The organism is Acinetobacter sp. GW821-FHT01E09, assembly GCF_059422385.1.
Genome location: NZ_JBWKWU010000001.1, coordinates 4,050,088 through 4,074,018, shown reverse-complemented (window position 1 = coordinate 4,074,018; position 23,931 = coordinate 4,050,088). Strand labels below are relative to the sequence as shown.

22 protein-coding genes are annotated in these 23,931 nt (G+C 37.5%); 12 read left to right on the top strand and 10 right to left on the bottom strand.

From position 1 onward, the window contains the following. The first annotated feature begins 2 nt into the window (after positions 1-2). Both AC07U8_RS18555 and AC07U8_RS18550 read left to right on the top strand, forming a co-directional pair. On the top strand, positions 3-248 hold the full coding sequence (locus AC07U8_RS18555; protein WP_056512381.1) for an Ada metal-binding domain-containing protein: 246 nt from the start codon (positions 3-5) through the stop codon (positions 246-248). Continuing rightward, positions 235-846, top strand: a complete 612-nt coding sequence (locus tag AC07U8_RS18550; RefSeq protein ID WP_154129660.1) for an alpha-ketoglutarate-dependent dioxygenase AlkB family protein — start codon at positions 235-237, stop codon at positions 844-846. The genes AC07U8_RS18555 and AC07U8_RS18550 overlap by 14 nt, the downstream gene beginning before the upstream one ends. Here AC07U8_RS18550 and AC07U8_RS18545 read toward each other — a convergent pair. The 5 genes from AC07U8_RS18545 to rsgA form a co-directional block, all read right to left on the bottom strand. Then, on the bottom strand, positions 841-1,320 hold the full coding sequence (locus AC07U8_RS18545) for a hydrolase (RefSeq protein WP_494738390.1): 480 nt from the start codon (positions 1,318-1,320) through the stop codon (positions 841-843). The two genes, AC07U8_RS18550 and AC07U8_RS18545, sit on opposite strands and share 6 nt — an antisense overlap. A gap of 139 nt (positions 1,321-1,459) precedes the next feature. Further along, a complete protein-coding gene (secB, locus tag AC07U8_RS18540; RefSeq protein ID WP_004725824.1) occupies positions 1,460-1,918 on the bottom strand; it encodes a protein-export chaperone SecB in 459 nt (152 codons plus the stop codon). A gap of 48 nt (positions 1,919-1,966) precedes the next feature. After that, positions 1,967-2,224, bottom strand: a complete 258-nt coding sequence (grxC, locus tag AC07U8_RS18535) for a glutaredoxin 3 (RefSeq protein WP_004725827.1) — start codon at positions 2,222-2,224, stop codon at positions 1,967-1,969. A gap of 16 nt (positions 2,225-2,240) precedes the next feature. Next, positions 2,241-2,651, bottom strand: a complete 411-nt coding sequence (locus AC07U8_RS18530; RefSeq protein WP_004725828.1) for a rhodanese-like domain-containing protein — start codon at positions 2,649-2,651, stop codon at positions 2,241-2,243. 91 nt (positions 2,652-2,742) lie between these two features. Beyond that, a complete protein-coding gene (rsgA, locus tag AC07U8_RS18525; RefSeq protein WP_315080378.1) occupies positions 2,743-3,801 on the bottom strand; it encodes a small ribosomal subunit biogenesis GTPase RsgA in 1,059 nt (352 codons plus the stop codon). A gap of 122 nt (positions 3,802-3,923) precedes the next feature. Between rsgA and orn the strand changes: the two genes are divergently transcribed. From orn to AC07U8_RS18475, 10 genes are all read left to right on the top strand, one after another. Beyond that, positions 3,924-4,481 carry an oligoribonuclease gene (gene orn / locus AC07U8_RS18520; protein ID WP_004725833.1) on the top strand — a complete coding sequence of 186 codons (558 nt, stop codon included), beginning with the start codon at positions 3,924-3,926 and terminating at the stop codon, positions 4,479-4,481. A gap of 211 nt (positions 4,482-4,692) precedes the next feature. Then, positions 4,693-5,427: a Bax inhibitor-1/YccA family protein gene (locus AC07U8_RS18515; RefSeq protein ID WP_004816949.1), complete on the top strand. Its 735-nt coding sequence runs from the start codon at positions 4,693-4,695 to the stop codon at positions 5,425-5,427. 160 nt (positions 5,428-5,587) lie between these two features. Then, positions 5,588-6,391, top strand: coding sequence for an enoyl-ACP reductase FabI (locus tag AC07U8_RS18510; protein ID WP_004725837.1), 804 nt, complete (start codon positions 5,588-5,590; stop codon positions 6,389-6,391). Positions 6,392-6,564: 173 nt separating this feature from the next. Then, positions 6,565-9,192, top strand: coding sequence for a type VI secretion system Vgr family protein (locus AC07U8_RS18505; RefSeq protein WP_494738389.1), 2,628 nt, complete (start codon positions 6,565-6,567; stop codon positions 9,190-9,192). Then, the gene (locus tag AC07U8_RS18500) at positions 9,192-10,049 is read left to right on the top strand and encodes a hypothetical protein (protein WP_494738388.1); all 858 of its coding nucleotides are present in this window, start codon (positions 9,192-9,194) and stop codon (positions 10,047-10,049) included. The genes AC07U8_RS18505 and AC07U8_RS18500 overlap by 1 nt, the downstream gene beginning before the upstream one ends. Continuing rightward, a complete protein-coding gene (locus AC07U8_RS18495) occupies positions 10,039-13,038 on the top strand; it encodes a T6SS effector BTH_I2691 family protein (protein WP_494738387.1) in 3,000 nt (999 codons plus the stop codon). Before AC07U8_RS18500 ends, AC07U8_RS18495 begins: the two co-directional genes overlap by 11 nt. Positions 13,039-13,055: 17 nt before the next feature. Next, positions 13,056-14,054, top strand: coding sequence for a DUF6708 domain-containing protein (locus AC07U8_RS18490; protein WP_494738386.1), 999 nt, complete (start codon positions 13,056-13,058; stop codon positions 14,052-14,054). A 96-nt stretch (positions 14,055-14,150) separates the two neighbouring features. Beyond that, positions 14,151-15,143 carry a DUF6708 domain-containing protein gene (locus AC07U8_RS18485; RefSeq protein ID WP_494738385.1) on the top strand — a complete coding sequence of 331 codons (993 nt, stop codon included), beginning with the start codon at positions 14,151-14,153 and terminating at the stop codon, positions 15,141-15,143. A gap of 95 nt (positions 15,144-15,238) precedes the next feature. Further along, positions 15,239-16,234, top strand: a complete 996-nt coding sequence (locus AC07U8_RS18480; RefSeq protein WP_494738384.1) for a DUF6708 domain-containing protein — start codon at positions 15,239-15,241, stop codon at positions 16,232-16,234. Next, on the top strand, positions 16,231-17,205 hold the full coding sequence (locus AC07U8_RS18475; protein ID WP_494738383.1) for a hypothetical protein: 975 nt from the start codon (positions 16,231-16,233) through the stop codon (positions 17,203-17,205). The genes AC07U8_RS18480 and AC07U8_RS18475 overlap by 4 nt, the downstream gene beginning before the upstream one ends. A 160-nt stretch (positions 17,206-17,365) precedes the next feature. On the opposite strand, the gene AC07U8_RS18470 is transcribed toward AC07U8_RS18475, so the two are convergent. The 5 genes from AC07U8_RS18470 to AC07U8_RS18450 all read right to left on the bottom strand — a co-directional run bounded on the left by AC07U8_RS18470 (position 17,366) and on the right by AC07U8_RS18450 (position 23,792). Further along, positions 17,366-18,769 carry an efflux transporter outer membrane subunit gene (locus AC07U8_RS18470; protein WP_494738382.1) on the bottom strand — a complete coding sequence of 468 codons (1,404 nt, stop codon included), beginning with the start codon at positions 18,767-18,769 and terminating at the stop codon, positions 17,366-17,368. 22 nt (positions 18,770-18,791) lie between these two features. Next, positions 18,792-20,783, bottom strand: coding sequence for a MacB family efflux pump subunit (locus tag AC07U8_RS18465; protein ID WP_004725851.1), 1,992 nt, complete (start codon positions 20,781-20,783; stop codon positions 18,792-18,794). 2 nt (positions 20,784-20,785) lie between these two features. After that, complete coding sequence (locus AC07U8_RS18460; RefSeq protein WP_494738381.1) at positions 20,786-22,150, bottom strand: MacA family efflux pump subunit; 1,365 nt, start codon at positions 22,148-22,150, stop codon at positions 20,786-20,788. Between the two features lie 111 nt (positions 22,151-22,261). Next, positions 22,262-23,254 carry a DNA polymerase III subunit delta gene (gene holA, locus AC07U8_RS18455; RefSeq protein WP_494738380.1) on the bottom strand — a complete coding sequence of 331 codons (993 nt, stop codon included), beginning with the start codon at positions 23,252-23,254 and terminating at the stop codon, positions 22,262-22,264. 4 nt (positions 23,255-23,258) lie between these two features. After that, positions 23,259-23,792: an LPS-assembly lipoprotein LptE gene (locus AC07U8_RS18450; protein ID WP_004725857.1), complete on the bottom strand. Its 534-nt coding sequence runs from the start codon at positions 23,790-23,792 to the stop codon at positions 23,259-23,261. Positions 23,793-23,931: the final 139 nt, after the last annotated feature.

The following is a 23,931-nucleotide window of genomic DNA, read 5'->3' as shown; positions in this document are numbered from 1 at the left end:
TGATGATTAAGCATGATGACATTGAGCGTTTGGCGTTATATCGAAAAATCAGGAATGCTGAAATTTTATTTGCAGGCAATCAAAAGCTAAAAATTTATGGACGTTTAAACTGTGGTTCGGGCAAGCGTATGTTAAAAGCCAATCGGGTGTTCTTTAGTAGTGAAGCCGAAGCCTTGGCATTGCAATTCCGCCCGTGTGGACATTGTATGAAATCAGCCTATGTGAAATGGAAAAATGCAACAACTTGAGTTTCTAACCGATCCCCATGAGAATTTGCTTCCACAAGATGGAACAGTGAATTATTTCGGAAAAATCATGGATGAAGCCATCGCCAATGATTATTTTGAGCAATTGCTAACGCATATTGAATGGCAAAATGACCAAGCGATTATTTTTGGCAAAAAGATTATCACCAAACGGAAAGTGGCTTGGTATGGAGATCGTGCTTTTGAATACACTTATTCAAATAGCTCCAAATATGCCTTGCCATGGACTGAAGAATTAATCGAACTGAAAAAACAGATTGAATTGATCACGGGTGAAACATTTAATTCTTGTTTGCTGAATCTTTACCATACAGGTGAAGAGGGTATGGCATGGCACAGTGATGGTGAAACAGATCTAAAAAAGAATGGTGCAATTGCATCTTTAAGCCTAGGCGCGGTTCGAAAATTTGCCTTTAAACATAAAAATAGCCAAGAAAAGATTGAGGTTTTTCTCGAAAATGGCAGTTTGCTGGTCATGAAAGACACCACACAAACATATTGGTTGCACCGCTTAGCCCCAACAAAGAAAGTGCATACGGCTCGGATTAATCTAACCTTTAGAACAATCGATGAATCATGATTTTTCCTCACGGATAAGCCAAACAATTGCGGCAAAAATAAAATTGATTAAACTCCCATAAAAAATAAAACTGTAGGGAATCATGTTGAGTAAAACTTGAGAATAACTTAGTGGATAAAAGGGATACATATCTGCATGCATCAAAGCATCTAAAAAAATATGACTAAAACTACCGACCAAAGCACTGACTGTCGCCACTTGCCATGTGATCTGCCAGTTTGCTTGTTTGAATAAGTTGCGTAAGCAAAACTCACTCATTACTTTACCTATGGGGACTGCAAGCAAAGCAATCAACAAAGCACCAAGTAAATTATGGGTATATAAATGGAGTGTGGTCCAGCCTCGAATGATGCCAAATAGAGGTTCTATATCCATCAAAACCTGAACACCAGAGAAAATTAACAAGCTAAATTTTTTATTTGCAATGGCTTTACAGCTTGCGCCTAAGCCCAAATGTAAGGGAGTAAATGGCATTGTTATTGTTCATGCTTATTATGATGTTTAAATTATAAAAAATTGCATCACCCACGGTTGTGAAGTTTGGGTGATTTTTATCTGATCAAACATAAAAAAGACCGCATAGTGCGGTCTTTTAAACTTAATTATTGAGAAATTAAGCTTGGCCTTCAGCAGCAGCGCCTTGGGCACGTTCCATATTTGCTTCAAACTCTGCATCAAAATTGATTGGCGTAAGAAGTAATTGAGGGAAGCTACCTTTCGTTACAAGATCATTAACTGCTTCACGCAAGAATGGGAACAAAATGTTCGGGCAGTAAGCACCTAAGATGTATGGAAGACGGTCTTCTTCAATACCATCAATCAAGAAAATACCTGATTGTGTTACATCGACGATAAATGCTGTATCGCCTGCATTATTCGCTTGCACAACAACTTTTAAAGACACTTCAAAGTGGGTTGCATCCACTTTTTCAGCAGCAGAAGACAAGTTGATGTTTAATTCAGGTTGCCATTCTTTGGTAAAAACTTGAGCCCCAGGTACTTCAAAAGAAATGTCTTTTGTATAAATACGTTCTAAAGCAAGTTGTGGTTGAGCTTGTTGTTCTTCACTCATTCTTTATTCCTTAAATTTTAAGAAGTGATTCATTAATTAAGTTGTGGATTAACCAAGTAACTCATCGAGTTTGCCGGCTTTTTCTAAAGCATAAAGCTGGTCAAAACCACCGATAAATTCATTATTAATAAAAATTTGTGGCACTGTACGGTGTCGAGTTTTCTGGATCAGTTCAGTCTTAACTTCAGGTGCTTCTTCATCGAGATTGATTTCGGTAAAAGCAACACCTTTACGCTCAAGTAGAGATTTCGCACGTACACAGTATGGGCAAAAAGTTGTTGAATATACTTTTACTTCAGCAGTCATGTTGAGCTCCTTAAGCTTATTTTTTAGCTTTAACTAATGGCAAGCCTTGGGCTTTCCAGTTACTGATACCACCATCAAGACGATAGCTGTCTGCATGGCCGACTTGTTGCAAAGCACTTCCTGCAACTTGACCTAAGTTACAGATAAATACTAAAGGACGGTCAGCAGTTTTTAACTCTTCAATGTGACTGGCAATTTGACTGTATGGAATGTTGCGACTGCCACTCACATGACCTTCACGGAAATCTTTAGCATCGCGCAAATCAATCAACATCGCATTTTTAGCCTTCACTAAAATACCAAGTGATTGTGGCGAAATCTTACGACCACTGCGTTGTCCTTCAAAAATAAAGAACAAGATCGCCAGTACCCCTAAAATACCAAATAAGAAGGGGTGATTCCCCATAAACTCAAACCAACGTTCCACAAGTCACCTAATTACAATCAAAAATTGCGTCGAGTATAGCGTATATATATGGTGATCAAAATCACCGCTTCAAGGTTCTCAAAGAAGAAATTTAATTTTTTTGTTGCGCATCAGTGATTTCTTCAATTAAACGTAAATAACTTTCATGTCGTCTGGCTAGAATTTCACCATTTTCTACCGCTTTTTTAATTGCGCACTGTTTCTCATGCGTGTGGGTGCAATTACGATATTGGCAATGTCCAATCAAGTTAGAGATTTCAGGAAAGCCTGCATCAATCTTTTCTAGACTCAAATGCCAAAGCCCAAATTCACGGATGCCGGGCGAGTCAATTAAAGCACCATTTTCACCAAAACGAATCAAACGAGTAGAGGTGGTTGTATGTTGTCCGAGCGCCGAGTTTTCAGAAATAATATTGGTCTTCTGTTCTGCATCAGGAACGATGACATTAATCAGGGTACTTTTGCCGACACCTGATTGCCCAACGAAAGCAACGGTTTCATTGTCGATTCGTTGCTTTAATTCGCTAATATCACCTTCAGACTGAGTGATCAGTACTTCATAGCCCAAGTCTTGATATTCTTTAATGAGATCTAAAATAGGATCATTTTCTTTGAGTAAATCTGATTTGTTTAACACCAAAAGGACTGGAATATCCGCATCTGCACATGCCACTAAATAGCGATCAATTAGCGTGGGTGCTGGCTCAGGCAGAGTTGCAAAGACAATGACAATTAAACTGATATTGGCTGCAACAGGTTTAACTTTATGATAACGATCGGGACGCGTTAACAACGATGTCCTTGGATGAATGGCAGTGATGATGCCTAAGCCTGTATTTGGATCTGCTTGCCACTGAACTTTGTCGCCTGTCACTAACAGCTCTAAATTGGTTCGTGTATGACAGCGCCAAACACTGCCTAATTCAATCGGTTTCCAAAAGGGTTCTGGATCACCTTCATTGACGATGGGTTTTTGCGGATGTTGAGTAGGAACAGAAAGGGCTTGTACTTCGAGTTGTCGTCCATAATGCTGAACAACAAGACCTTCAAGGTCATTGGAAGTGTCGATTTCTTCTTGACGTGTTTTATGTTGTTTCTGAATGCGGCGTTGCTGCTGTTCAGTTAAACGACGTTTACGAATTAAAGCCATTCATATCCTAAAAACCTTAAAAATGAGAAGGCAAAAATACCATGACAGGCGAATGAATTACAGCGAAGATGCAAGAAATTTGCTACTATTCATTTTTTATTGGCCTAATAAGATTGCACTATATGAGCAGCACTCCGGATACCCGCTTAATTTGGATCGACCTAGAGATGACAGGTTTAGATACAGATAATGACAAGATCATTGAAATTGCGACAATTGTAACAGATGATCATTTGAACATTTTGGCGGAAGGCCCTGTGCTCGCAGTGCATCAATCAGATGTTATCCTCAATGCCATGGATGAGTGGAACACCAAACAACACGGTCAGTCAGGTCTGATTGAACGGGTGCGTCGTAGTAAACTCACAGCGCAAGATGCAGAGCAGCAAACCTTAGAATTTTTGAAGAAATGGATTAATCCTAAAACTTCGCCAATGTGTGGTAATTCAATCTGCCAAGATCGCCGTTTTATGCACCGTTTAATGCCTGAGCTTGAACAATTCTTCCATTATCGTAATTTGGACGTGTCTTCAGTGAAAGAGTTAGCAAAACGCTGGAGACCTGAAATTATGAGCGGTCTAAAGAAAAATGCTTCACATTTGGCAATGGATGATATCCGCGATTCGATTGCTGAACTTAAATATTATCGTCAGTATTTCTTTATCGCCAATCAAGATTAATCATTTGAGTGGTTAAATCTCATTACATATCAGATTGAAAGAAGAGGCTTTTTAGCCTCTTTTTTTGCTATGCATTTTGGTTTTTTAAGCTATACTAAAGCTGATGTCCTCTGACAACTCGTTACAAAAAATAGCAAGCAGTTCAAATTGTTTGCATAAAAAACGTTTTAATATCCTTATATATATTTGAATTATTACAAAGAGATTGACTATGCAAAGTAATAACCCAATTTTAACGCGTGCGGAAACGTATGCAGATTATGAACAGCCAATGACTGTACAAGGCGCAATTCAAAAATCAGTTTTATTGACTGTTATTGCGGCCATACTCGGTGTTGGAATTTTTTTCTATAGCTTTACCACAATGAATGTTGGAATTGCCTATGCTGCCGCAATGGTTGGTGCAATTGGTGGTTTGATTCTTGGATTGGTTGCTACATTTAAGCCGAATACGGCACGTGTTTTAGCTATTCCTTATGCGTTCTTTGAAGGTGCATTTTTGGGTGGTGTTTCAGTGATCTTCCAACTGAAGTTTCCGGGCGTACCATTACAAGCACTTTTAGCTACATTTATCACAACTTTAGTGATGTTTGGTTTATATAAATTCCAAATTATTCGTGCAACTGAAAAATTTAAATCTATTGTGATTTCAGCATCTATCGCAATTGCATTGGTTTTTGTGGTGCAGTTCATTATGCGTTTGGCTTTTGGTTCAAGCATTCCATTCTTATTTGAAAGCAGCATTTTAGGTATTGGTTTTGCTGCATTTGTTGCAGTGATCGCATCATTGAACTTGATTCTTGATTTCGATTTGATTGAATCTGCTGCTGCACAACGTGCACCGAAAGCCTATGAATGGTTATGTGGTATCGCTTTATTGGCAACATTGGTATGGATGTACTATTCATTCTTACGTTTATTGAGCTTGTTGCAAGGTGATGATTAATCATTCCCTTTATATAGATTGATAGATTTGAAAAGGCGCACTCGATTCAGTGCGCTTTTTTTATGTTTTTAGTAAACTTTTAAAAAAAGATGCATTATGCAATTTAGTTATGGGTCAAGACTTGGCATTATGCTTACAAAATTGATCAGGTGAGAATTTCATGGCACAAGGACTATTGGCAGGTAAACGCTTTTTAATCGCGGGTATTGCAAGTAAATTATCCATTGCATTTGGTATTGCTCAGGCATTACATCGTGAAGGTGCAGAACTCGCATTTACTTATCCAAACGATAAACTAAAAAAACGTGTAGATGATTTTGCAGAACAATTCGGTTCTACTTTAGTTTTCCCTTGTGATGTTGCTGTGGATGCTGAAATTGACCATGCATTTGCTGAATTAGCAAAGCATTGGGATGGTTTGGATGGTGTTGTACATTCAATCGGCTTTGCACCTGCGCATACACTTGATGGTGATTTCACGGACGTCACAGATCGTGAAGGTTTTAAAATTGCTCATGACATCAGTGCTTATAGTTTTGTTGCTATGGCACGTGCAGCAAAACCTTTATTGTTGGCTCGCCAAGGCTGTTTATTGACTTTAACTTATCAAGGTTCAGAGTCTGTTATGCCAAACTATAATGTTATGGGTATGGCGAAAGCATCTTTGGAAGCAGGTGTACGTTATTTAGCATCAAGCTTAGGTGCTGAGGGTATCCGTGTAAATGCAATTTCAGCAGGTCCAATCCGTACTTTAGCGGCATCTGGGATTAAATCTTTCCGTAAAATGTTAGATGCCAATGAAAAAATTGCACCGTTAAAACGTAATGTTACGATTGAAGACGTAGGTAATGCAGCCTTATTCCTATGCTCACCTTGGGCAAATGGGATCACTGGTGAAATTCTCTATGTCGATGCTGGTTTTAATACGGTCGGTATGAGCCAGTCAATGATGGACAGTGAATAGCATTTAGTCTATATAACAATTTGAATTAAAAACATAAATCTCAACATTAAGCATTTAATGTTGAGATTTTTTTACAAATTTTAAAAAATTAACCGATCAATAAACTAGGATTCAATCGTTTTTTTTGATTAAATATTCATAAATATTAATATTATTTTAAGTTTGATAAGAAAATGAATTTTGCCAATATATTTTCGGCTCTGCAACACCTTGGATTGACTGCGCAAAAACGAGCCTTGCATATCCAATTTAGCAATCCTGATTTGACTGCTCAAGTCTTCTTACAACGTATCGATGGACAACATGGTCTAAACCAAGGTGTGTCTGTTGAACTGATTTGCCTTGCCACTTCGGCTGTGATTCCACTTAAACAATTTATCGGTAGCCAAGTGGCCATTGATCAAGTCACAGATCATGGACAACTGTTTCGTAGCACAGGGGTGATTACCGAAGCGGCACAAGGGCAGAGTGATGGCGCACTGACGTTATATAAACTCAAACTCGAAGATGCCACTTCATTGTGGCATAAACGCCGTAACAGCCGAGTGTTTATGAATAAGTCGGTTGTGCAAGTCATAGAAACGCTGTTTAAAGAATGGCAAGACAAAAGCCCGCTCTTTGCATCGAGTCTAAGCCTCGATAAAAGTGGACTGAAAAAAGACTACGATATCCGACCATTCATTATGCAGAGCAACGAAAGTGACTATGCATTTTTAACTCGCTTGATGCGCAGTGAAGGGATTAACTGGTTGATTGATGAAGCACAATTGATTGTACCAAGCGCTGCGACTCAAATTCAGCCACAAAAACTGCGCTTGGTGGATGATAATAACGAATACAAAGCGCTAGAACGAAGAAAGATCCGCTTCCATCGCAGCAGTGCCACAGAACAACAAGACAGTATCACCAGCTTTATTGGGCAACGTAGCTTACAACCCACCGCTGTCCACGTACAACGCTGGCAAGCAGATGTTTTAGAGCAAGAAGAGGGTGCAGGCAGTGTTCAAAGCAAACACCAACACAGTCAAAACCAGAATAATGCCAGTCTCGGTTTAGAACAGGCTTGGCATATTAGTCCAGCATGGATTCAAGACCTCAATGGTGAAGATCAAGCAACCGCTTCAAATAACAATCAGATTGAAAAGATCAACCAAAACCTCAGTCATTATTACGATGCTCAATCCAAACAATTCATTGCTAACTCCACTGTACGCGATGCGCAAGTGGGGTACTGGTTTGAATTAAACGAACACCCAGAAATAGACCAACACAGTGGCTCAGACAAAGAGTTTCTGATCACGTCAAAGACATTCTATAACCAGAACAACTTACCCAAAGACCTGAGCGAGCAAATCAATCACTTGCTCCAACAGAGCAATTGGGTCAATTCAAATGTAGACTCAAACAACCCAGAGCGCCAAGCCAATCAATTGGTACTACAACGCCGTAATATCACGACTGTTCCGGAATACCACCCACTACAACATCGTCCTAGTACCCATCCACAACGAGCCAAAGTAGTTGGACCAAGTGGAGAAGAAATTCATGTCGATGAATGGGGACGTATTAAAGTTCGCTTCCTATTTACCCGCAATGAAGATCATAGTCATGATGGTGGTGCAGGGAGCAATGACAACGACACTGATTCCGCTTGGGTGGATGTACTGACCCCGTGGGCAGGTGAAGGCTATGGTGCGCGGTTCTTACCGAGGATTGGTGAGATTGTCGTGATAGATTTCTTTGATGGCAATATCGATCGACCATTTGTGGTGGGGCGTATCCATGAAGCGCAACGAAATCCAACGAAATTTGATGACAAAGGCCAATTGCCTGATACCAAAAAACTGGCAGGGATCAAAAGTCGAGAAGTTAAAGGCAGTGGCTATGGCCAGCTTAGATTTGACGATACCACAGACCAAATCAGCAGCCAGCTACAAAGCAGTCACGGCGCGAGTCAACTTAACCTTGGTAATCTGAGTCATCCTAAAGAAACTGATACCAGTGAAGGACGAGGCCAAGGCTTTGAACTAAGAACAGACCAATGGGGAGCGTTACGAGCTGGGCAAGGCCTACTACTCAGTACCTATGCTCAAGATTCAGCTTCAGGCAATCACCTTGATGCAGCAGCAGCGAAAAGTCAGTTAGAAAGCAGCTTCAATAACTCTAAAGCCTTAAGTGAAGTTGCCAAGAATCAGCAAACTGATCCTTTGGAGGTGTTGGAAAGAATAAAAGGATTTATCAATACACTAGACCAACAAGATCCGAAAAAAGCAAATGCATTTAAGTCTGCGGTGATGATGTTGGCTTCCCCTAATTCGATTGCGCTTGCCAGTAACGAAGATATTCATCTTTCAGCAGATGGGCAAATCAGTCATACCGCAGGCGACAGTATCAACCTAAGTACACAAAAGGCTTTGATTGGGCATGCCAGTGCTAAGATCAGTCTTTTTGCGGCACAGGAAGGGGCAAGGTTATTTGCTGGAAAAGGCAAAGTTGAACTTCAAGCTCAAGATGGTGGTGCAGATGTGATTGCACGCAAAGGTATTCAAATCATTTCGACCGAAGACGCGGTTTATATCATCAGTCCGAAAGAGATTAAGTTGATTGGTGATGGTTCTGAACTAAAGATCAATGGTTCAGGGGTATTTTCAACTACAGGTGGTTTGTTTGAGGTGAAGTCGGGGCAACAGAAGTTTACCAGTGGTGCGAAGATTAATTCAGACATTCCTCAACTTCCTATTTGTGAAATGCGTGTTTCTGGTGCTGCGGCAAAAGGTGATGCTTCTGTGGAGCTTTCATAATGTTATTAGAGCCTATACATCCAAAAGAAGTGATTGAGTATGATTACGTTATTATTGACCCGAATCTAAATGCTCAATATTTTTATGAAGTGGAAGCTCAACTTAAGTCTTTAGCACCTAATTATGCGAAGAATGTACAGCATGTTTTTCCGTATTTATTGCGCTTAAATTCAGTTGATGCTTCGCTTGTTGATGAAATAAAGCAACATGATCAAAATCAGATCAAAGCGGGGCTTTCACCTTTTTTTCTAATGACGTTTAAAAGTGTTCCAACTCGAGAACCTGATATTGTTAATCACTTAAAACAAAATTTAGTCTATGAAGTAGGCACTAAGAAGTATTTGTATCGGTTTTTTGATCCGAAAATTTGGATGCTACTCAATTATTTTGAGAGTCAGGATTTTTTATGGATCAATAAATATTTTAAAAATATTGAATTTAATTTCTTAAATGAAACATTGTGCTTTGACGCTGGATCTGAGGGGGATTTTATTCAACAGCCTGATCATGATTTATTGGACAAAATCAGTGTAAACAACAGAGTATTTGAAAAGTTAAAATTCAAGACTGACGACCTGCCAGCATACTTTTTAAAAGTTAGTCAGATTTTTAATTATGCAGACTTAATAAAAAATAAAGGGATTTTGACCAAGGATGATGCTGTAGCATCCATTTTTCATGCAGATTTAATCGGTGAAAGCTTTCTTGAAACCCACTTTTTTCAACGTTTAACAGAAAGTCCCAAAGGCTATGAACAGGCAAGCAAACAGCTTTCAACGTCTGAGTGGGATGATTTTTTTAAAAAACAAAATATTGATGATGAAAATTTAAAAAATAAGGTGATGTATGGATTCTAAGAGTTGTGATTTTTGTAAAAGAGATATTGGCTTAAAGATTTTTGTGAATCGCTATATATTTTCATCAACAGGTACAAATATTCCACTTGATATGGCTGAAAATCAAAGTGAATTGTATGAAATAGAGGATATAAAATCAGATATCAAAGAATATTTATCGGGTTTAGAAGAAACCAAGTTTGATTTTATTAACTCCTATAAGCCACCTAGTCCGCAAGCTTCAACAGCCACGTCAGCTTTAGAAGCATCTAGTCATGGTTCAGAAAATAATCTTGAAGCACCAGTTGAGTCTCTGAATACGATTAGGGTAACAGCCACAAAGGGTAGTTATAGTTATCCTAAACACAAAACTGAAACATCAATGGAACAGTATGGTTTTAAAGGGAGTACTTTAAGAAAAGGTTTTTTATATGTTTTCCTAAAACACTTAAACCAATGGCAAGAATATAAAATTTCTGAAAAGGGCTTTTTAAAACGTATTAATGAATCAAATTATGATCAAGATTACTCATCTAGACCCTTAGTTTTAATGGAGCAGGGTGATGAGCCTTGCATGAATATTAAGCATAGAGCAAATGCTTTAACGATCGTTGTACCCAAACCCAATGAAGCCTCTTTTGTATATTTGAAATATTCTGAAAACGCATGGAGCAAAGCAACGAAGCTGAGAAACAAGTCACCTGAATTTTACGAAAAATATATGGATAAATTTGACGTAAAAAAATTTATTGCAGGACAATACGAAAAAGGCACATTCCCAATGAAGGCGGGAATTGAGAATTTTTGTGCAGATTATATAACAATATGGAAGTCGGGTGAAAAAGGTGAAGGGATTTTAGAAAACAGTCTATTAAAAAATAATATATCAAAAGAATTATTTTCATATTCAGAGTATTTTTCCTATCTGTCAGGGAAGACACCTAAAGATATACTTGAATACATAATGAATGAAAATCGAGAGATTAATCAAGTAAAACTAAATAACATGGAATATGCGCTATTCGCAGATTCAAATATGAATGATTCATTTCTTAAAGAGCATAGCAAAGAGGAGCTCACCGAGGCTTTATCAAATGATGCAAAAGCAAGAATACTTTTTGGAGCTGTATTTGCGATTGATGACCCTGTTGGCGTAGTGATGGATATTTCAGCTCAAGTCGCAAATCAAATGATGAGTGACGAAGATTATACGGATGATGAAAAAACTGTTAACACATTAGAAGTGTTAAAAAATAACTTTGGGATTAATGATTATCCTTACTTTACCAATGAAGAATTAAAACGAAAAGAAGAAGCGAAAGAGCTTAATCGTATGCTTAACGGTCCTGAAGGAGCTTATGGTGAGTTAATATATGAGATACAAAATGAAAAAAAATCTGTAGAAGAACTCAATGCCGAGGAGCGAGCGCAAAAAGCAGCAGAACAAATAGGAAAAAATAAAGAATGGAATACAAAATATATTCAATATATTGATTCAAATAGATTTAGTGCGGGTTTAGCCACGCTTAAGCAGAAAAAGCAACAGCAGACAGCCTATGCGGATGAATTGGATGGAATAGGTCAGGAGTTTCTTAAGGAAAGCGTAATTGCGGACCATTTTTTCTTTAACCAAGAAAAAGATAATTTAGTTGATGGTGTTTCTCTTGGCATGTGTGTCAATCTAGTTTTAGAAAGTAGCAAATTATGTCCAAAAATGAATAAATACATGGGGCAATACTTATACAACACGCGAGATCCTAACAATTACTTTTTAAATTTTCTTGCTTTAAATTCAAATGGACTTCGTCAAAAGTTAAATGAACAAATTAATAAATGGTCGCTGACTAATTTAAATGGAGCTTTTGCTACACAGCCTTTTGGGGATTTCATCAATTCCTTTCATGGCTTTTTAAGTACAGCTCGAACGGAAGAATTAAAATTTACATTGTTGACAAATATCAGCAAAGCCTTTTTGAACATCATAGGGTTATCTGCCCCGAATGCTTTAGCTGCTCATCCCTTCCAGCCTTTAATGATTTCAATGTTTAGTTTGTCTGAAATCAAGTCTGAGCGTATTACTTTTACGAACAAAAGCGATTTCAACACGAAAATGCGAAATTATTATAGATCACATCAAAATATAGTGGGTAAAGATAATGGTCTAGGCAATGTCATAAAAAATAGTGATTGGGACTATCTATATGACAAATACAAACATCTTAAATATATAGATGTGCCACGTTTAGAAGTAAATCCTGAGTTTGAGAGAAATTTACCCAAAAACTTTAGAGAAGCTGTAAAAAAGCATGCTGAGTTATTAAAAAAACAAAGTACGATGAATGTCAGTGTCATTGCAGAAGATGTTATAGAGCCAAGCCCAAGCTCAGATTATTTTAAATTCTTTATGATTAAAGTCGCCATTGTTGGCTTACAAGGTTGGGCAATTTGTACTGTTTTTAGTCAAAGTTTTGACAATAAATATGAAAAAGTTGGTCGTAGAAGTGCTGCTGTGATTGGTCTAACCATGTCGACTGTAGAAGCAGTGGGCGCACTGTTGAATTCAAGTGATAAAATCACGTCAAAATCTCGGCTGTTAAAGTCAATGAATAGTTTTATTCTTGAATTAACGACATCGAATAAAAACAGTGTAAAAGGGTTGGTATGGCGAGGTTTTGGATTATTTGCAGGATTAATTTTTGGTGGATTTGACGTATATAATGGATATATGGCTGCCAGTAATGGTGAGAAATCATTTGGAATTGTGTTGGGTTTAAGCGGAGTTTTCGTTATCGGTGGTTCTATAGCCATTTTCTTACTGAATCCATTAGGATGGATAGCAATTGCTGTAGGGATTATTCTTTCTTTAATTGCCTATTTTGTAAAAGAGAACAATATCCAAATATGGATTCAACGATGCCTACTATCGACCAATACTGAAAAGAAAAGATTTAGCGATATCTTCGAGCAAACAGATCAGTTAAAGACGATTGTACCCCCTGCAAACAAATAATTTATAATGGCTCTCTAATGAAAAGTAAAATTAAAAAACATGTGTTTGGTTATGATGTATTTAAAAAAAACATACCTTTTTCCAAATTAGATGAAGGTGATGTACTTTTAAATCCTCATGATGAGTTTAAACGTAATCATAACTGGTCTTTTCTAAGAATGAATGATGATTATATAGAACTTATAGATCAGTCATATGCAAGACTTGGAAAAGGCTTAAGCCCATTTATATTTGTAATTCCACTTATGTTAATTGCATTATATTTTTTATACTTATATTTTACTCTTGGTGGTGATAGTAATGATTCAATATTTATAACTTTCTTGATTGTAACTTCTGTTGTTTTTATAATATGGTTTTGCTTTTTTGTTTTTTTTCGTCCTTTTTATAAATATGATTATAAGAAACCATTATGTAAACCGATCTTGTTTAACCGAAAAACTGGTAAGGTATTTTTTTATTTAACTGATGCTGAATATATCGAGCGAGATTGGAAGGATGTTGTTTATGTGATGGGGAATAGCTTTGGTCTTTCAGGTGCACCTTTAAGAGAGCTTAGAGCGCATATCGTTGAAGAAGGTATTTTAAAACATACTTTTGTTATTGGCTTCCCGATGATGGGTATATTCCGTACCCAAGGCTTATGGTCATTTATATGTCATTTTATGCATAAAGGGCCAGAAGAATTGTATCCAAAGCCTAATCCGATGTATGGAACAATAGATCCGTTTACGCAATTAACATTTTGCCAACAGGTCATTGGTGCAAAAGAAAGTTATCGGGATACGTGGAAATCATTTCGAATTATTTATCATGATAATTGGGTTCCTGCTTTATTTTCTTTTCCTTTTGATCTTGGTAATTTTATTGCAAGACGAATATTGCTTAATATAAAGCCTCTACCTGTATGGCATAAAGAGGTTATCCTTAAAAATAAAATGGAACAACAACGTCCAGAGGAGATCAGCTTTAAAGACAACTTTGAATTTAGTATGTTTGAGATGAAAGATAAATGATAAAGCGCGCAAGCGCTTTGATTTTTTGGAATTAAAAAAGAAAATTATATTTTTTGATAGCTTGATATTTGGAAGCATCAGTAAAATGGTTACATGATGAAAAATAAAATTAAAAAACATGTGTTTGGTTATGATGTGTTTAAAGAAAACATACCTTTTTCAAAATTAGATAAAGGTGATGTACTGTTAAATCCTCATGATGAGTTTAAACGTAATCATAACTGGTCTTTTTTAAGATTGAATGATGATTATATTGAACTGATCGATCAATCTTATGCAAGGTTAGGGAAGGGAGTCAGTATTTTAATAATGTTGTTTCCTGTATTTTTAATTTCACTTCATTTTATATATTTTATTTTTAATATAGGTGGGGATGAAAATCTTGGTATCTCATTTTTAATAATATTTATAATATTTTTGATATGGCTACTTCCATTAATTTCTACTCTTATACCATACTTTAAGCATGATCATAAAAAACCTATTTGTAAACCGATTTTATTTAACCGAAAAACAGGCAAAGTATTTTTTTATTTAACTGATGCTGAGTATATCGAGCGAGATTGGAAAGATGTGGTTTATGTGATGGGGAATAGCTTTGGTCTTTCAGGTGCACCTTTAAGAGAGCTTAGAGCACATATTGTGGAAAATGGTATTTTAAAACACACATTCGTCATTGGTTTTCCTATGATTGGTATCTTTCGTACCCAAGGTTTATGGTCATTTATATGTCATTTTATGCATAAGGGACCAGCAGAACTATATCCAAAGCCTAATCCGATGTATGGAACAATAGATCCGTTTACGCAATTAACATTTTGCCAACAGGTCATTGGTGCAAAAGAAAGTTATCGGGATACGTGGAAATCATTTCGAATTATTTATCATGATAATTGGGTTCCTGCTTTATTTTCTTTTCCTTTTGATCTTGGTAATTTTATTGCAAGACGAATATTGCTTAATATAAAGCCTCTACCTGTATGGCATAAAGAAGTTATTCTTAAAAATAAAATGGAGCAACAACGTCCAGAGGAGATCAGTTTTAAAGACAACTTTGAATTTAGTATGTTTGAGATGAAAGATAAATGATAAAGCGCGTAAGCGCTTTGATTTTTAAAAATTAAAAAGAAAATTATATTTTTTTGAGCTTAATATTTGGAAGTATAAGTAAACATGGTTGCATAATGAAAAGTAAAATTAAAAAACATTCGTTTGGTTATTATGTTTTTAAAGAAAATATACCTTTTTCTAGATTAGATGAAGGTGATGTACTTTTATCTCCCTATGATGAATTCAAACGTAATCATAACTGGTCTTTTCTAAGCATGAATGATGATTATATTGAACTTATAGATCAATCTTATGCGAGGTTAGGAAAAGGAATAAGTCTTTTAGTTTTTATATCACCTTTAATATTTTTTATAATTGGTTGCTTGGTCTACATGTTGGTTAAACCATTTTATAATGAAGGTGTTTTCTTATATATATTTATTGTATTTGTTTATTTATTCTTATTGTTTTTTACATTATATGGTTTTTTGAGTCCATACTTTAAGCATGATCATAAAAAATCTATTTGTAAACCGATTTTATTTAACCGAAAAACAGGCAAAGTATTTTTTTATTTAACTGATGCTGAGTATATAGAACGAGATTGGAAAGATGTTGTTTATGTGATGGGTACAAGCTTTGGGCTTTCTGGATTTACCTTGAGAGAACTTAGAGCGCATATTGTTGAACATGGTCTGTTAAAACATAGTTTTGTCATTGGCTTTCCTATGATTGGTTGGGGTAATACCCAAGGCTTATGGTCATTTATTTGTCATTTTATGCATAAAGGACCAGAAGAATTGTATCCCAAGCCTAATCCGATGTATGGAACGATAGACCCTTTTACTCAATTGACATTTTGTCAGCAGGTCATTGGTGCAAAAGAAAGTTATCGAGATACATGGAAGTCATTTCGAATCATTTATCATGATAACTGGGTTCCTGCTTTATTTTCCTATCCTTTTGATGTGTGTAATTTTATTGCAAGACGAATATTGCTTAATATAAAGCCTCTACCTATATGGCATAAAGAGGTCATCCTTAAAAATAAAATGGAAAAAGAACGACCAGAGGAAATTAGTTTTAATGACAACTTTGAATTTAGTATGTTTGAGATGAAAGATAAATGAAAAATCCATGGTATTTCGTTCCTCGTACAAAAGTTGGAGAAAGTGTAAAGAAGTATCAACTCTTTAAACTCGATACTTTTGAACTCAAACGTGTGATCAATCATAACTTTTCTGTTATTCAGATGAATTCGACATTTATAGAATTTATTAATAAAGAGTATATTTGGATTGGAAAGTCATTTATTTATTCTTTATTAATGGGTATCCCCGTACTTGTAATGAGTATTTTCTTTATATATTTGATTTTTTTTGATTATGGTGAAATAGATTATATTATGTGGTTTGGAGCCATATCTATTTTTATTGCAAGCTTATATATTCTTCTAACGATGCTTCAGCCATTGATAAGGAGTGAACTCCTTAAACCTCTATACAACTCTATAATTCTAAATAGGAAGAACAAAGAAATAACTTTCAGTAAAAGTAATGAAATCCTGCAATTAAAATTAAGTGATCTTTATTTTGATATCGTTCAATCACAAGGTGTAGTGGGGCTACCGCTATATGAGTTACATGCCTATATACTTGATGGTGAAGTGATAAAACATGATATACAGTTGGGTACACCCAATATTCATAAAGACTATATAGAAGGCTTTTTACTATTTATAAAAACTTATGTAGAACAGGGGCCTGAACCACTGTACTACAGAAAAGGGATAGATGATCCTGAGCAAGATTATAAAAGTAAATTAACATATTGTTATGATATTCAAGAGAAAAAAGAATCCTTTAAGCAAAGTTGGCAAACCGTGTTTATCAATCATTTTCAGACACCACTCTATGCGATTATTTTTGCCATACCTGAATTTATTCGGTTCTTTGGACGACGAATCACAGTTCTTTTTTCAAAACCATTTTATTGGAGTGAACAGCTTAAAAAAGATAATTCCGTAGATGAAAATGATCCATATATAGTGACAGCAAAAGACAATTTAAAATTTGGTTTCTTTAGCGTGAAAGATAAATAAAAAGATTAAAATTAATTTTTATCTTTAATTATATTAATGGGTTAAATATGATAAATGGCAATTTGCAATACCCAGCTTATAAGAATAGTAGGGTATTGACCCAAAAAGAAAACATAGCATGAAAAAAAGCCCCTCAGGGCTTTCTTATCTCAACACATTCTTAAGGTAATTGCTTAATCGGACTACCACCCAAAGCTTGCATCAAAGTGACATAAGCATTGTATTGGCTTTGCTTTGCTTGGACTAAAGACAAACGAGCACTACGCGTGGTTTCTTGAGCATCCAAAACATTTTTTAAAGCAATTGCACCATTACGATAGCGTACATTGGTCAAACGTTCTGTTTTTTCCGCAAGTTCCAAGTTCTTTTGTTGAAAGGCGACTTGTTTATCTAGCTCTGTACGATTCGACAATGCATTTTCAGTATCCGCAAAAGCTTGGTACAAGGTATTGCGATATTGAACAATGGCTTTTTCATAGTCCAGTTCACTGATCTTTAAATTCTTTTGCATATCATTATATTGTAAAAACGGCAGGCTTAAGCTTGCGCCTAAAGTCAGTGCAGGATTTTTCAATAAATTTGTCAATGATGTGCTGGTTGAACCTAAATTCCCCGTCAAACTGATTGAAGGATAATAGCTGGCTTTGGTGGCATCTTTGGTCGCCAAAGATTCACGTAAACGCAATTCGGCTGCTTTTAAATCAGGACGGCGCGACAAAATATCTGCCGGTAAACCCGCTGAGATATTGGGTAGACTGATCTGCGGTAATTGCTGTGGTTCTTGAATATTTAACTGTTGCACAGGTATTTGTAATAACACTGCCAAAGCGGTACGTGTTTCAACACGTTGCTGTTCAATTTGGCTTAAACTGGCTTTTTGGCTTTGTACCGATTGCTCAGCTTGGGTCAAATCTAGTCCTGAAACTGCGCCAGCGCGATATTGAGTACGCACCAATTCAAAGGTTTTTTGAGTAGCAGCTAGGCTTTGTTGGGCAGAGCTATAGCGTTCATTTAAATAACCCAATTGCCAATATAAATTTGCGGTTGTGGCAATTAAGGTCTGCCCAGTCGCTTGTAAGTCTTGTTCAGTGGCTAAAGATTCCCACTTCGATGCTTCAGTTTGACGTGCTAATTTTCCAAACAAATCCACTTCATAACTGACACCCGCACTGAGAGATAGACCTTTGGCAGCATCATCACCTGAATGAAGGTCAAAGCTATGGCCTGTAGATACTCCAGAATTAACACGAGGACCTTGTTGGTCTCGCGCTAAGCCAGCTCTTAAACGGGCTGTTTGTAAGTTAATCCCTGCAACAGCCAAATCAGCATTGCGTTGAATCACTTGATTGACCAGTTGATTTAACTGAGCATCACCAAATAAGGTCCACCACTGATCTGCATATAAATCTGCCTGAACTTGTTTAGATTTTGCATTGTCGTAAACAAAACCATTTGGAATTTGCACAGCAGGGGCCTCGTATGGGGTTTTAACCACAGCCGCACAACCGACCAATGAACTCCCAAGAATCAAGGCGCTTGCAAGTTTGCTTAAATTCATTTGCATTAATAATTTCCTTATTCTTCGGTTATTCACGCGAAAGTGCATCAACAGGATTGAGCTGTGCTGCATTGCGAGCTGGGATAAATCCAAATACCACACCAATCAAGGTTGAACATACAAATGCCGCAATGATAGAGGTGCTTGAATACGCCATTTGGAAACTGCCTTTGGCAATATGTCCAATCAACTGTCCAATGCCTAAAGAGAGCAGGACCCCTAAGATACCGCCCAAAATACACACCAAAACAGCTTCGATCAGGAACTGTTGCAGAATGTCACTTTGCCGAGCACCTACAGCCATACGCACACCGATTTCTTGGGTACGCTCGGTCACAGACACCAACATGATGTTCATTACCCCAATACCACCGACAACCAATGAAATCACCGCAATAGCTGAAACCAGTAAAGTCATAGTTTGTGTGGTCTGTTCAATGGTTTGACGAATACTGTCAGAGTTTTGAGTAAAGACATCTTGTGCGCCATGACGTTGTTCCAACAAACTTAAAATGGCATTTTCAGCAACCGCAGTTGGATATTCATCTTTAATACGCACGATGATGCTACGAACATTGGATTGTCCTAACATTCGGCTCATGACGGTTGAATAAGGTAGATAAACATTGAGACTGTCTGAGTTGCCCATAAAGCCTTGCTGTGCATCAATCACACCAATGATTCGGCTTGGAACACTTCCCAATAACAGCACTTGCCCTACAGGGTTAGTGCCATCTGCAAAGAAAGTCTTTTCAGTATTGGCATCAATCACCACATCCTGCGCTCGCCCAGTGATACTGTTTTTATCAAAAGCTTGCCCAGATTTAAAGGTCATACCACGCACATAGAAGAAATCAGCACTGACACCATTGACGGTTGCAGAAGCTTCGGTGTCTTTAAAACGTGCTGTTACGCTACTATTGACTGTTGGACTGACTGCTTCGACATAAGGTTGCTCTGAGAGTGCTTCAGCATCTGCTGGAACCAAGGTTTTAAACTGTGCTGTCTTCGAGTTGTCACCAAAGCCACGTCCCTGAAAGACGGTAATGGTATTGGTGCCTAAACTGCTGATGTTATCAAGAATCTGCTTTTGTGAGCCATTGCCCAAAGCCACCACCGAGACCACAGATGCAATCCCGATAATAATACCCAGCATGGTTAAAAAGGTACGCATACGATGGGCATTCATTGCCAGCAAGGCCATACGGAAGGCTTCGGCAAAACGATCTAATGCAGAACGCCATTTAGATGACTTTTTACGATTCGACTTAGGTTCTGGATCGACAACAATATCAATCTCATCATCATGTTCGGGAACATTTGGCTTATCCGCGATGATGTTACCATCACTGATTTCAATGATACGTGTCGCATTTTTTGCCACATTCATATCATGGGTAACTAGGATAATGGTATGACCTTTGGCATTGAGCTCACGCAAAATACGCATAACCTCAACACCACTGTGCTTATCTAGTGCACCAGTTGGTTCATCCGCAAGGATGACATCACCACCATTCATCAATGCGCGGGCAATCGAAACCCGCTGTTGTTGTCCACCCGAAAGCTGATTTGGACGGTTTTCAGTTTTTTCACCGAGTCCTAAGTCAGTCAAGATCTCATGTGAGCGCTTTTGACGCACACTCGGATCCATACCAGCATAAATCGCTGGGACTTCAACGTTTCCTGCAGCATTTAAATCACCCAATAAATGATAGCGCTGGAAAATAAAGCCAAAATATTCACGGCGTAATTGTGCGAGTTCATCGGGTTCAAGTTGACCTGTTTCACGTCCATTAACTTGATAACTACCTGATGTGGGTTGATCAAGACAGCCCAAGATATTCATCAATGTCGATTTACCTGAACCAGATTGCCCAACAATAGCAACCAGTTCACCGGGGTAAATTTTAAGGTTAATACTCTTTAAAATCTGAATAGTGGATTCACCCGCAGGGAACTCACGAATCAGATTACTGACCTCAAGTAGAGGTTTGATCTGATGATTGTTCTGATCCATGCTTAGAGTCTCATTGGGCCACTGTTTTTATTGCTTCGTTTTGCAGAGTCATTGGATGTATCTGAACCATCTGCTAGTACAACTTGATCACCTTCATTGAGACCACGCAGTACTTGGGCGGTTACACGGTTATTTAAACCAATTAAAACTTGTTTACGTTGAGCACTACCATCCGCCTGTAAAACACGAACAATCGAAACCGAAGCTTTACCCTGATCAATCAAAGTCTTTTCATCTGCGGTGAGTTCAAGGCGTTCTGGGCGATCAGCAGCATTTTGTCCATTTTTATTTGCTTGACCTTGAGGTGCAGATGCTGAACGAGTTGAATTTGCACTAGATGCGCCATTTGCGGATTTATTGGCACGTTGTGGGCGGTTTGAAGACTGTAATGCCGCAGCAGGAACAGTCAGTGCATTTTTGGCTTCAGCCAGAATGATATACACCTGTGCGGTCATATCAATTCGGAGTTTACCATCATCGTTTGGTACATCGAACAGGGCATTATAATAAATCGCTGTACTGGTTGATGATGAAGATGAGTTGCTTGATGTTTCAGTATTAATTGATTCTGGTGCAGGCTCTACTTGACGCAGTGTTGCATAGCGTTTTTTCTCACTATCACCCAGTGTAGTGAAATAAACTTTTTGACCTTCTTGAACTTTCATGACATCTGCTTCAGACACTTGTGCCTTGATGGTCATGGTGTCCAATTTTGCAAGTTTCACAATAGTCGGTGCACTTTGGTTGGCGTTTACCGTTTGACCTTCTTCGGTCACAATGGCTACCACAGTACCATCCATAGGAGCAACAATACGGGTATAACCTAAGTTTTCTTGTGATGTGGCAAGTGTAAGCTTGGATTGTTCAATTTGTGCATTCATCGAAGCAATATCAGCTTGTGCTGTTTTAAATGCGGCTAAGGCACTGTCATAATCTGCTTTAGAGGTTGCATCTTGTGCAAACATATTTTTTTGGCGGTTATATTCTGCCTCAGCTTTGGCTAAAGTCGCCTGTTTGGTTGTCAACTGAGCCTGTTGATTTTTAATATTGGCTTCAGCCGTTTTTAAATCATTGCTTTGACGCACTGAATCAATTTGTGCAATCAGTTGACCTTGTTTAACTTGGTCACCCAGCTTGACGTACATTTTTTTAACTTGACCTGAAACCTGCGCACCAACGCTCACCATCTTGGTTGCTTCTAAATCACCTGTTGCAAGAACTGCATCTTCAATATCACCACGTGTGACTTCTGAGGTTATATACTGCGGTTGTGTATTTTTAGGCTTTAATACGTACCATGCGATTGCGGCAATGATGGCAAGACAAACCGCTATAAGAATGGCTTTGGCTGGTTTTATTTTTGGCATAGCGATAATTGGGCTGAGAGAAAAATTGATCAAATTATAATGATTAAATAAGGATAAAGCGTGAATTTTTTAAAATAAATGGAAATGAGAATTATTCTGTATAATATCTATCTAAGCATTGATAAATAAAGTTTTTCCACATAACTCAGCAATACATTGCTGAATGATATGTTCTGGGCTTTCTTTGCTGAGTCCTTTGATTGCTGCATCTACACGCAATAACAGTTGTGGCCAAGTTAAAAATGAATGTGGATTTAAGCGTCTAAGTGCTTGTTGATACAACGAAATCTTGGTTTTCCAAATACCGAGCTGTAAGGCATTTTGTGGTTGTTCATACAACTGCATCAAAAGACGCATTTCTTTACTAATTGTCCATAAAATTAAACTGTTGGGTTCGCCTGACTCCACAAGATATTGGAAAATTTTAATCGAAAGCGCCAAGTTTCCAGCAATCAATGCATCACTTAAATCAAAGGTGCTATAACGTGATTGATCCTGTAAACATTCTTGTAAATGTTCAATTGAAATCTGTTTTTGATCTGGGAAGGTGTCGGCAACACGCATCAGGCTATTTTTGGCAGCTAAAAGATTATGTTCATGATGTTGTTCAAGCCAGATCCAGGCATCTTGATTTAGCTGAACACCAAGCTGATCTGCTTCGATTGACAATATTCGCTGACGGTCTTGCGGGTAATTTGCGGTTAAAGCAATCACAACACCATTGGCTTCAACTGTTTGAAAGAAACTTGACTTTAGACTACTTGAGTCTTGTTTGGGCATAATGATCACAAGCAAGTTGTGTTCATTATGTTGAATATAGTGTTTGAGTTGTTTGAGTCCATTGGCATCGGGTTTGATATTGCCATGGACTTCAAGTGCAAGATTTTGCGAAAATAAAGATAAGCTATTCAAAGCATTAAAGACATTTTTCCAGTCGGAAACGCTATTGAGATCATAGCGTTGTCTTTCTATTTCATGTTTTGCCCAGCTTTTTCTTAAAGCGTCGAGTAGGTTTTGTTCTAAAAGTGGTTCTTGACCATGTAAAATCCAAACACCTCGCGCTTCATCAACACGTTTAAGGGCTTGTAAATAGTCAAGTTTCATAGAATTATTGCGCTACAGGTTGGGTCGAAAGAGTACGTGCTTTAGGTAAGCGATTGGCCGCAATTTGACGCGACATTTGTTGTGCAATGTCATCAATCAAAATTTGGCTCAGATATTTATATTGTTGATCATCTGTGTTGACCGTTGCAACATCATATTGATAACTACGAGATGCATTTAAGGTCCGAGGTTCAGTAATCGGATTTCCTTGTTTATCTTCAATCTGGAAAGTAACACTTAGACGGAGTAGTGTTTCTACCAATTTACCATTTAACTCATGACGAACAGGTTTGTAGTCTAATACTCGTAATACATAAGCGTCACTTGAATTACTCAGTTGGACACCTGTTGCAGTTAAATAAACACTGAGTTTCTTTTCAAGATCTTCAGTATTCGCTGGTAATACCAGTTGTAATTTGGTGTAAACCAAAGGCGTTGCTTGGGCATTGGTGCCCTTTAAATGAAAGCCACAACCTACTAAGCCCGCACTCAGACCCAAAGTTAATACAACTGCAGCAACACGTTGAACTAAATGCATGCTTTGTCCTCATGAAATTCCATTGGATATGGAATATTTAATCTTTATAAATTCACGCCATTTTAGAATCAAAGCCCGTTGAATGACAACGGGCTTTGTTTGGGTTTTGTTTATTGCATTTAGTCCCCCTCTTTTTAAA